At 75.8% G+C, this 11,906-nt stretch carries 2 protein-coding genes; both read right to left on the reverse strand.

Annotated elements, in window-relative coordinates:
• A partial coding sequence (locus ETD85_RS53705; protein WP_138697588.1) for an RHS repeat domain-containing protein occupies positions 1 to 7,338 on the reverse strand: 7,338 nt, incomplete at its 3' end.
• A 20-nt stretch (positions 7,339 to 7,358) separates the two neighbouring features.
• The coding region (locus ETD85_RS53710; RefSeq protein WP_138697589.1) for a DUF6531 domain-containing protein at positions 7,359 to 11,906 on the reverse strand (4,548 nt) is incomplete at its 5' end.

An 11,906-nucleotide genomic window follows, 5' to 3' on the forward strand; every position in this document is an offset into this window, starting at 1 on the left:
AAGGAGTTTGGTCGGCAGCGTCAGATGTTTATAAGAGACAGGGGGGGGGTCGTAGGCCGCGCCGCCGCCCAGGAACAGGCCCGACAGCGGATCGGCGCGAGCGGCGTCGAACAGCGGCAGCGTCTCGGGGGAGAGCACCACGCTCTGCGGTGCGCCGAAGGCGTCGCGGTCGATGTACTGCACGAGGTTGCCGTCGCCGTCCAGGAGCGCGTTGATCGTGCCCCCGGCGCCGGCGATCGGGTACAGCACGCTGTCGCGCTCGCTGACCGCGACGACGCCGCCGGGCCCCGGCACGAGGTAGATGTAGCGGGTGGTGGTCGCGCCCGTCCCGTCGGTGACCGACTCCAGCCGGGCCAGCGGCAGCCCGCCGGGCGAGCGCAGGTCGAGGCTGCGGGCGGTGGCGCCGTCGCCGGTGGGGGTGGCGATCCGGCAGACCGCCGCGTCCCCCCAGCCGAACCGGGTGTCGTAGGCGCACACGCCGCTGCTGTGCTCGGCGGCGAGGTCGCCCTCCGGGGTGTAGGCGAGGCTGTCCAGGCCGCGCGTGGGCAGGGCGGTGATCCGGCCGGCCGCGTCGTAGCCGATCGGGCCGCTCGCGCCGGCGCCGGTGATGCTGACGTCGTCCACGCGCAGCGCCGTGGCCCCGCCGTTGACCAGCCTCAGCGCGATCTCGGACACGCCCGTGGCGGGGGAGACGTCGCTCAGCGTGCCGAGGTCGAGCGTGAACGTGCGCGACGTCCACGTGGCGGGCGGGTCGTCCAGCGACTGGACGAGCCGCGTGCCGATCACACCCTGCGGGCCGTGCAGGTCGACGTACCAGCCGGCCCCGCCCGTCCGCCCGTTCTGCAGGGGGTCGGCGGCGACGTAATAGGTGACGGTGTAGACGCCGCGCAGGTCGAACGGCCAGCGGTACTCCAGGTAGGCCGAGCCGCCGGGCACCCCGGCCGGCAGGCGCAGGCACCTGGTGCTCGACTGCGGCCCGCCGGTCACCGGCTCGGTGGCCGCGCCGCCGGGGCCGAGGTTGGTGCCGCCCCACGACCAGCCGGGCGGCGCGGTCTCCTCCTCGAAGCCGCAGCCGGCGTCGAGCGCGGTCGCGACGGACAGCACCCGGCCCGCCGCGGGCGCGTCCTGCTCCGCGGCCTGGCGGCGCCCGTTCCGCGCCGGCGCGTAGCTGTAGGTCGCGACCGAGTCGCCGCGGCCCACGGCCGACAGGTTCCCGTCGAGGTCGTAGCCGACCGGATGGGTCCCGCCCAGGTACGGCACGGCCGCGATCATCCGGCCCGCCCCGTCGTACCCGTACCTGGTCGTGGTCTCGCGCAGCGGATGGAGCGCGTCCGGCCCGGCCGTCCAGCGCGAGCGCGTACGGGCCACCCTGCCGTCGTGGAAGCCGCCCGGCCCCGGGTAGCCGCCCTGCGTGTAGTCCACCTCCTCCTCGTACGCCGGGGCGGTGACCTTCGACGGCCAGCCGGCCGGGGTGTACTCCAGGCTCACCGGCACGTTCCCGGCCGCGTACACGACCCGCGACGGCGTCCCGTCGGCGTTGTAGGTGTAGCGGGCGAACTCCCCGCTGGTGTCGGGGACCGGGCCGAGCGGCCGGTACGGGCCGTCGTCCGGCGGGGTGCCGATCGCGGCCACCCGCCCGGAGCGGTCGTAGGTGTAGGCCACGCGCAGCGGCGGCGCCCCGTCGGTGACCGCCTTCGGCAGGTCGATGCCGGCCAACCGGCCCCGGCCGTCGTAGGAGTAGGCCGACTCCCACACGTTGTCGTCGAACCCGGGCACGGCCACCCGGTGCCGCACGACCGAGCCCCGGTCGTCGTAGTCGTAGGTCTCGGTGACGGCCGTCGCGCCCGAGCCGGTCACGACCTTGGACAGGCGGCCCTCGCCCGCCGTGTCGAAGGTGCAGGTGCGGTACGCCTGGAACGTCACCCCCGCTCCGGGCCAGGCGGGGTCGTCGGCGTGCCCGGCCGCGGCCTCCCAGGTGAGCGCCGCGTCGGCGATCACGCCGGTCTCGGTGATCCGGCCGAGCCGGTCGAGCCTGCGGTAGCCGATGCGCGGCGGCGTGGCCGCGGCGTCGGCGGCGTCCTGGGTGAAGCGCAGGCGCCCGGCCCGGTCGTAGGCGTACCGGGTGGTGCCGGACTGCGGCGAACCGGCGGCGACCAGCCGGCCCAGGAAGTCGTGGGTGTAGGTCGCCGGGCCGCCCGTCCCGCCGTCGAAGGAGCTGGGCGGCCGGATCGCGCTCAGGCGGCCCGCGCCGTCGTAGTCGTAGCCGGTGGTCAGCTTGGTGCCGTCGGCCAGCAGGTGGCGTTCGGCGGCCAGCCGGCCGTCGGCCGTGGTCAGGGCCAGCGCCGTGCCGCCGTCCGCGGCCGAGGTGGTGACCAGGCGATAGGCGCCGGCCTCCGCGTCGGGCACGGCTCCGGCCATCGGGCCGGTCGCGGTGTTGCGGGCGACCGTCAGCGAGGCCGACCGGCCGCCGTCCACGGCCAGGTCGTCGCCGGGCAAGCCGAGCGCCACCGGCCGCTCCAGCGGCGACTTCTCGTAGCCGACCTGGACGAAGGGCGCGCCGTGGCCCCTGGCCGTGTAGTCGGCGACGCTGCTGACGCCGCTGGGGAGGTAGCCCGCCACGCCGCCGCCGATCACGTCGCCGCTGTCGCGCACGGGCGCCAGGACCGGCTTCTTGTCGTACGAGCGGCGGCCGGCGTCGTCGTACAGCAGCCCGTGCGCCTCGACGGTCTGGGCGTCGCGCAGGTCGAGCGACTGCTGCGGGAGCCCGCGGGCGTCGCAGAGCGTGAGCCGCAGCTGCGGCTCGGCCAGCGCGACGAGGTCGGCGAACGCGCTGGGGCCCGACAGGTACAGGCCGAGCGTGCCGTCGGGCACCACGCCGGTCAGCCGGTGCGAGAGGATCTGGCGGCCGCCGGCGAAGCAGGACACCCGGCCGTCCACCAGGGCGAACACCAGGTCGCCGTGCGGGAACGCGCCCGCGCGGGTGACCGCCGTGCGCCACGTCCCGCTGTCGAGATAGGCCAGCGACCACTGCCCGGCCGTGCCGTCGCCCGGGTCGTCATGGGAGACGAGCACGTTGCCGCAGCCGATGCCGGCCTTGCGCGGGCCGGGCGGGCTCTGCGGCAGCAGCCGCACGTACGCCGCGACGTCGGCGGCGGCGAAGCCGTTCAGCACGGCCCGCGCGCCGTACGGCCCGCCGCCCGTCCCCGTGAACGCCAGCCGCCCGCCGCCGATCGCCCATCCGGACGGCAGCGTCCAGAGCCCGGCGTCGGATGACTCGAAGTCGTGGTACTCGGCGTCGCCGCCCGAGGTGACCTCCAGCAGCGTGTTCGGCAGGTCCTCCGCGTAGGAGCCGTCCCGCGTCAGCAGCCTGGCGAAGCCCGGCACACGCAGTCGGGCCGACCTCCCGTCTGGGCCGATCGTCGCCGTCACGACCCGGTTGCCGTCGCGCACGAGGCGGGTGGTGGCGCCGTTCGGGCCGAGCGTGCCGTGCGGCAGCCCGGTCAGCGGGTCGTTGATCTCGGCATGGAAGGCGGCGTCGAGCGGCTGCAGGCGCAGCCCGTCGATCAGGACGGGCTCGGCCGCCGCGCCGGCCCCTGTGTTCGGTGCCGTGTTGACCACCCGCACCCGCAGGCTCGCCGTCGTGCCGGTGTGCCCGGTCAGCAGCTCTGCCAGCGGGATGGGCACCGAGAGGTAGCGCCAGGTCCCGCCGGTGGCCGGCACGCCGGCCGTGATCGGGTCGCCGAGCGGCGCCGGCGGGTCGCCGAGCGCGGTGAGGCCGATCTCGACGCGGGCGTCGCCCACGGCGTAGCCGGGCCCGGTCTGCACCCAGCAGGAGAACAGGTACGCGCGGTCCTGCCCGGCGGGGACGAACGTCGCGTACGGCCCGGCCACCCCCGCCGGGTCCGCCGCCACGGCCAGCGAACCGGTGCCGAGATGGCTCTCCCCGGAGACCAGATGGGGCTGGACCGGCCCGCTCGCGCCCGCGGCGTCGCGGTAGCGCCACGGGCCCGGGTCCTCGCCCGGCTCGCAGGCGTAGAAGTGCGCCTCCCCTGCCGCGCAGTCGGCGGCGGCGAAGGCGGCCGAGCCCGCGGGCCCGTACAGCGTGCTGCCGGCGCCGCCGAGCGCGTCGCGGGTGCCGGTGACGCGGCCGTCCGGCGAGCGGGAGGCCACGAGCTGGACCCGCTCCCAGCCCGCGGGCACGGCCGAGCCCTCCTGCCAGGCGGTGAAGGCGGCCGCGCCGGCCGCCGTCACCCGGTGGACGGCGCGCGGGGCCCACTGGCCGGGGCCCGCGCCCCAGTCGTCGCTCCACGTCGTCGCCTCGCCTCCGGTGAGCCCGCCGCCGGCCGTGTTGAGCGTCAGCACGACCGGGGTGAGCACGTTGAGCAGCCGCTCCGGGTCGTAGGCCCGCCACCAGTGGGTGAAGTCGGCCTGGACGACCCGGCCGCCCGGCTCGGTGCGCGCGGTCGTGACCATCAGGCCGGTCAGCTCGTCGTAGGCGTGCGTGCTGCGCAGCGGCGCGCCGTCGACCTCGGCGAGGTCCTCGTGGCAGCGGGCCCAGCCGCCCGTGTCCCGCGGGCCCCAGCGGGTCGTGGTGACCCACCACCACATCGTGGTCCTGCTCACCGGCGCGGCCGAGCCCTGCTTGTAGATGGCCTGCGCGTAAAGGGAGCCGGCCAGCCTGGACAGGTGCGCGGCGGCGTTGGTGGCGGCGCCGCCCGGATAGTCCAGGCCGGTGGCCTCGGCGGCGGCCAGCCCGTTGAAGAAGTCCGTGACCGTGCGCCCGCCGACGGGGGCGGCCGCGTCGGCCGTGCCCGGCGCGACCGTCACCCGGGCGGCGGCCACCCGCTGCCCGTCGGGGGAGACCGTGGCCGTGGCCGGGTCCACCAGGTAGCCCACCGGGAGCCGGTTGTAGGCGCTGTCGGGCCCGGTCGCGGTGCTCGGGCCGGAGCCGTACAGCGTCACCGATCTGACCTGGGCCGGGGCGATCGTGCCGCGCACGTCGCCGGTGACGACCCGGTGCAGCCGCAGCACCGCGTCCACGCCCCACGTGCCGGTCCTGGTGGCGAACGCGGCCGGTCCCGTGGCGGCCAGGCGGGCGTTCGCCAGGTTGATCGCCGTGCCGGGCGCGCCGGGTTCGAGCGGGATCGCGGTCACGCCGGCGGAGGTCTCGTACAGCACGTGCGACTCGCCGAACAGCCGGGGCGCGGCCTGCTGGGCGAGCGCCGGGCCCAGGTCGAGCGCCCGCACCCATCCGCCGCCCGCGCCGCGCAGGTACAGGCCCGTGCCGCTGATCGCGTACCGGCCGCCGGCGGCGCCGATCGCGCCGGCCGGCGCGCTCACCCCGGTCACGTCCGGCGCGTACGACCAGGTGAGCGTGGCGGGATCGTAGGCGATCAGGTCGTACGAGGTGCTCCCCGCGGCGGTCGTGGCCCGGCACACCACGTCGGCCCCGAGGGCGAGCTGGGCCGTGCCCTGGCGGGCCGGCAGGGCGAAGCGCTGCCAGGCGGTCCCGTCGTAACGGTGGGCGACCTGCCCGATCAGCACGGCGTCGCCGCGCGCGCTCACCGGGGGAGCGGCGGCCGTTCCGGTGACCTCGCCGAGCACGGCGGTCGTCACCGCGCTCCCCGGAGGCCCGTCCTGCCGCACCGCGAGCCACGTCGCCGTCCGGTCGGTCCCCGACCAGCCCTCGCAGGTCAGCACGGCGAAGCCGGCGCCCTGGACGACCCCGACGCGGACCGGCGCGACCGCCCACGACCTGATCCGGGTCGTGGTGGCCGCCCAGCCGGCGGCCGGGTCCCTCCGGACGGTGGTGACGCTCTGCTCGGAGGCCGACGTGGCCGCGCACAGGCGGGTGAGCGTGCCGTCGCGGCCGTCCAGCGCCGCGAGCGTGGTGCCCGCGGGGGCCGGGCAGGGCAGCGTCTGCCAGGCGGCGCCGTCGAACCAGCGCACCGTCATCGTCCCGGCCCTGGTCCCCAGCACCGCGATCGCGCCGTCGGCCGCCGCGGCGGCGACCGGCTCGCCCTGCGGCAGCCCGGTCGGCTCGGCCGCCGTCGAGCCGATCCACCCGTCGGGCGTCTCCGGGTCGGCGTGGAAGAGCGTGTACGCCGCCGCGCCGACCACGGCGAAGCAGCGCGGCCCGGTCACGACGGCCAGCGTCGCCAGCGCGCCGGGCGGGACCGGCACCTGGCGCGCCAGCCAGCGGCCCTGCCAGCGGTAGGCCGTCGCCGTGACCGTCGCGTCCGCGCGCGGCCACAGCACCACGGCGAAGTCGTCGCCGAAGGCCACCTTCGGCTCGCCCGCGCCCTGCGGGGGCGTGAGCGCGAGGTCCCGCACGGCCAGCGGCACGGCCGGCTCCGCGTACTCGAACTCGGCCACGCCGCCCGCCGGCGTCGTCACCCGCACCAGCGCGCCGTACGACGGCGAGAGCGAGGAGGCGTCGTAGCCGAAGTCCACCGGCGGCGTCGCGTAGCCGCCGGGCACGGTCCTGCTCAGCGAGGTGAGCAGGCGTTTCTCCCGGTCGCCGCTGCCGATGACGGCCGGGCCGCCGGTGGAGGCGTCGTAGCCGAGCGTGGTCGTCTTCAGCGTCGCGCCGCCGGGCGAGATCTCCGTGAGCGTGACGAGCGCCCGCGTGCCGTACCCGGACTGGCGGGCGGGCGAGTCGTCGTGCAGGGCGGCGTACTCGGCGGGGCGCTTGTCCGCGTAGCCGAACTCGACCCGCCCGCCGTCCGGCCCGGTGATCCACAGCGGGTAGGTCGCGCGCACGTACGCCGCGCCCCCGGCCAGGGTCGCGGTGTCCTGGAGGTAGGAGTAGGCCGTGGCGTTGCCCCAGACGTCGGTCCGCGAGACCAGCCACCAGGCGCCGGCGACCTTGGCGCGGCCCGAGGTCTGGACGCTCGCCCCCGTCCAGCCGTTGTAGGCGTACTTCCAGTCCACCGCCCCGTCGCCGCCGAACACCAGGCGGACGCCGTCCTCCCGGACGATGGTCCACGTCTCGGTCCTGGCGTCGTAGGAGATGCGCCAGAAGGAGTGCGGGTCGGCGGCGTACCCGGTGGCCGACGGGATCAGGCGGTAGTCCACGCCGTCCAGGCGCAACCGGTATCCGGTGGCCTCCCGGGTGATGACGGCGCTCTCCAGCGTCCAGCCGAGCCCGGCCAGGCCGGTCGGCCGCTCCAGGTTCCAGCCGTCGCGCACGCCGGCCACCAGCGTGCTGTCGTAGGTGAGCAGCACGCGCCCGCCCTCGGCGGCCACGTCGCCGGGCACCTGGGCGAGGGGGACGGCGAACCGCACGGCCACGTGATGGGCGTCTACGGCCTCACGCAGGTCATCCAAGCTGATCATGGCACGTTCCTCCTGCGCCGCTACTTGTTGGGACTGCCGAGGATGGTGCGCACGGCGCTGGAGGTCCGGCGCCACAGCTCGGAGCCCTCGGTCCTGGCCACGAGCGTCCAGCCGCTTCTCCCGGTGTTCGACGCCGGGGCGCTCCAGCCCCCCGTGGGCGGCACGCCCGTGCCCGTGGGCCCCTCGCCGGGCTCCACCCCGGAGCTGTCGGACGAGGTCGTCTCGCCCGCGCCCTCGCTGCTGGAGCTCTCTTCGAGCAGCCCGCTGGCCTCGGTGGACTCGGTGCCTTCCGCCGCGAGCTCGGTGAGCCCCAAGTCCATGCCGGTGCCCGCTGCGGCACCCGTGCCGGCTCCCGCCCCCGCGCCTGCCGCGGTCATGCCGAGGTAGATGGTGGCTCCGCCGACGACCACGATGCCGCCGATGGCCACGATCGTGCCGACCACCGTGCCCCAGGTCGACGACGGATCAAGGCCCAGCGGGTCGCCGCGCAGCAGCGGGTCGCCCTGCGCGTAGGCGTACCGGTTGGTCGCCACCCCCGAGACGGGCAGCCCGAGCAGGAAGTCCTGGCCGGTGAACGCGGCCGCCGCGGGCGCGTACGCGCGGGCCCGCATGTTGAGCAGCCCGGGCGCGTCGGTCATCACGCCGTACCGCCCCGCGTACCCGAACGGCTGGTCCTGCGCGTCACCGCCGGCGGGCCGGCCGTGCAGGTCGTAGGCGTGCCTGGCGACGACCTCGCCGTTCCTGACCAGGGCCACCGTGCTGCCCTGGCCGTCGAAGACGTGCGTGGTGAACGTGCCGTCCGCGGACTCCGAGCCGATCAGCCCGAGGCCGTGGACGTACCTGGTGGGGGTCGTCCCCTCGGAGACCAGCAGCCGGTCCGCCCCGGCGAGCGGGTCGGGCCGCCGGACGATCGCGCGGGCCGGATCGGCCTGCTCGCGCCAGGGGTTGACGTAGTCCGCGGCGTCGTAGCGGTGGGTCACGCCGTCGATCCGCGTCCGCAGGCCGTCGGCGTCGTAGCCCGCCGTGTGCCCCGCGAACGAGACCGGCGCGCCGAACATGTCGTAGGCGAGCGGCCCGGACAGCCCCGGGACCGTCGTCATGTTGCCGTCGTCGTCATATGCCGCCGCGACCCCGTCGATCGCGGTCAGGCGGCCCCGGTCGTAGGTGAGCGACCGGGCGCCGGCGGCGCGCTCGGGTGTGGCGGGCAGGATCTCCCGCACGTCCACGATCTCGTCGCACGCGTTGTACTCGTAGGCGGCCCTGGACAGCAGCGCGGGGCCCAGCCAGGTGGACAGCTCCCGCAGCCGGCCCTCGTCGTCGAGCTCGGCGGTCGTGCGCACCCCGCCGGGCGCGTCGATCTGGGCGGCCTGCCCGGTCGGGTGGTAGCCGTACGTCGTGGTCCGCCCGGCCCAGTCGATGACCGTGGTGAGCCGGCCGAGCCCGTCGTAGTGGCAGGTGACCTGCGTCCCCTGGGCCGGCAGCGGGTAGTCGAGGGTGGCGACGCCGCCGAGCGCGGCGTAGGTGTAGCCGACGGCGCGGCCGTCCGCCGTGCGCTTGGTCAGCCGGCCGAGGTTGTCGAACTCGCGGGTGACCTGCGGCGTGCCGTCCACCTCCGTGCGCGTGCGGTTGCCGTCGAGGTCCAGCACGTGGTGCACGGGCGGGCCGTCCGGCCGGATCAGGTCGGTCAGCCGGCCGGCCCGGTCGTAGCGGTGGGTCACGCTCTGGCCGCGGCCGTTGCGGTAGGTGCCGATCGCGCCGCCGGGGGCGTACTCGTAGCTCTCCGTGCGGCCGGCCGGACCGGTGCAGCTCGCCAGCCGGCCCTCCCCGTCGTAGGAGAGCGCGGGACCGGCCGCGCCGTCGGTGTCGATCGTGACGGTGAGCCGCCCGGCGGCGTAGCCGTAGGACGAGCTCGTGGTCGAGCTCAGGCCGTCCGCCCCCGACGTCGTGACCGTCGTGGTCCGGCCCAGCGCGTCGTAGCCGATCCGGACGGATCTGGCCGCGGCGTCCGCGCCGCGGCGCAGCTCGACCAGGCGGCCGGCGCGGTCGAGCAGGCGCAGCTCGGTGCCGCCGCGGGGCCGGGTGACGGTCACCGCCAGCGCCGCCGCCCCTGGGTCGGGCACGCTCGACGCGGGCGCGTAGGACCAGCTCGTGCGCTTGCCGCGCTCGTCGACGCGCTCGACGACCCGGCCGAGCGGGTCGGTGGTGACGCTGCGCGTCCACGGCTGGACCTGGCTCTGGCCGGTGCGCGGCAGCACGGTCGTGACCTTGAGTCCCTTGGCTCCGCCGGGCAGCGTGACGGTCTCGTACCGGTAGGCGGTCTCGCCGCCGGCCCGGTCCGCCCGCGAGACCGTCCGGCCCAGCGCGTCGGTGACCGACCGCTCGCTCAGCGGGATGTGCCGGTCGGGGCCAGGCTCGGGCAGCGTGACCGTGCGGGTGAGCCGCGACCCGTCCGCCGTGGCGGCGAAGGTGTACTCGCTGCGGGTGACGTGGCCGCGCGGGGAGGTCGTCGTCAGCACCCGGCCGAGCGCGTCGTACGAGGTCAGCTCCACGACCCCGGCCCCGAAGTCGAGCGAGTACCGCCGCTCCTCCCTGTCGTACAGCGGCGTGACGGTGTCGCCGTTGGCGAAGGTGATCAGGTCGGGCCGGCCCGTCTTGCCGAGCCGCAGGTGGGTGGCGTCGCGGGCGGAGTCGGTCTGCCGGGTCAGCCGGCCCTCGTCGTCGTACTCGTAGTCGTAGCGGAACGCCTCGGCCTCGGGCTGCCCCGCGTACATGACGCGCCGGTGCAGCGGACGGCCCATCGCGTCGTTCTCGCGTTTCTCGACCCGGACGACCGCGCTCTGAGGATCGCGGCGGGTGATCGTGGCCGCCCAGCCCCAGCCGTCGTAGCCGAACTCGGTGGAGCCGGTCGGGTCGGTGACCGTCTTCAACCGGCTCTGGCCGTCGTAGTCGTAGCGGGTGACCACGCCGCAGAAGTCGGTCACGGTCTCCACCAGGCCGCCCGGCGTGCCCGGCCGGTAGGTGACGTGGTAGCGCTGGCCGAGGGGGTCGGTGATCGTGTCCAGCGAGGGGCCGTCGTAGGCGTACCTCGTGGTGTTGCCCAGCCGGTCGGTGCGCTCGATCGGCCGGTTGCGCGCGTCGAACGCGGTGCGCTCGACCCCGCCGAGCGGGTCGGTGACGGTGGTGAGGTTGCCGTTGCCGTCGTGCTCGTAGGTCCACACGTCCTCGGCGGGCAGCGCCTGCGGCGGACCTTCGGTGACCGCGCGGCGGCGCAGGTTGCCGTTGCCGTCGTGCGCGTAGCGCGTCCGCCTGACCAGGGCCGGGCCGAGCACGACGGTCTCCTCGACGGGCAACTGGGTCGCCGTGTCGAGGATGTGCGTGATGACCTGCCCCTCGCGGTCGGTGACCGTGGTCGTCGTGGTCGTCCCCGACGTCACGTACGCGAACGCCGTGCCCCATTGCTCCCCGGCGGCCACCGCGCGGGCGTCGCGCTGGAAGGTGACCCGGCCGTCGGTGTAGGTGTTGTCGGCCAGCGTCGCGCCGGTGGCGTCGATCAGCTGGGTCATCCTGGAGCGGGCCTCGTAGTGGAAGTGCCGGGCGCCGCCGAGGGCGTCGGTGAACGTGGCCAGGTCCGCGCCCTCGTAGTCGTAGGACACGCGGGCGCCGGTGTCGGCCGTCACGTGGGCCACCCGCCCGTCGGGGTGGTAGTCGAGCTGGAGCCAGTGCCCGGACGGCTCGCTGACCCGGGAGAGCCTGCCGCCGGTGTAGTCCAGCCTGGTCACGTTGCCTGCCGGGTCGGTGACCGTCAGCAGCGTGCCGGCCCGGTCGAAGGTGCGCACGTACTGGTCGCGGGTGGTCAGCGTGTACGTCAGGTCGGCGGCGACGTACAGCGTGGACCCGGTCGGCACGCCGCGCTCCGGCTGCAGGCCGGTCACCGACGACGGCACGTCATAGACGACGATCGACAGGTCGCCCCACACGACGGCCAGGGTCTTGCCGTCGGAGTCGCGCTGGATCCTGGTGTTGTGGCCGTGGTTCCAGCGGGCGCCCATCGGGGTGCTCGGCAGCGGGTGCGCGTCGTCGGGCAGGGGGCTGTCGCTGCGGTAGGCGACGTCGAAGGACAGCGGCACCGGGCCGGGGACCAGAAGGTCGCGGTTGGCGTAGCCGTACGCGCCGGTGGCCAGGTTGATCGGGTCGCCGTGGGTGGGCGTGTCGGGGATGTGGGGCTTCTCCGGCTCGCCGGCCTTCACGGTCTTCGTCTTCTCCGGGCCGCTGATCGGGCCCGAGCCGTTGGCGGGCACCACGGCCCGCACGCCCACCTCGTACTCGTCGCCGCGCACGACATGCGTGTCACCCGCCATGAGCGTGATCCCCGAGCCGGTGAGGCCCTCCCTGGTGAAGCCCGTGCCCACCCGCACGGTGAACGTCGCGCCGGTGACGGGCTGCTCCATGGCCCAGCCGATGGTGAGGTCGCCCTGGTCGTTCGAGGTGGCGGTGAGCGAGGAGAGCCCGAGCCTGCCGATGCCGAACGTGGTGCTGACCTGCCCGCCCCACGCCCCCGACTGCACGAC

The sequence above is a fragment of the Nonomuraea zeae genome, from assembly GCF_005889725.1.
Classification (GTDB): Bacteria; Actinomycetota; Actinomycetes; order Streptosporangiales; family Streptosporangiaceae; genus Nonomuraea; species Nonomuraea zeae.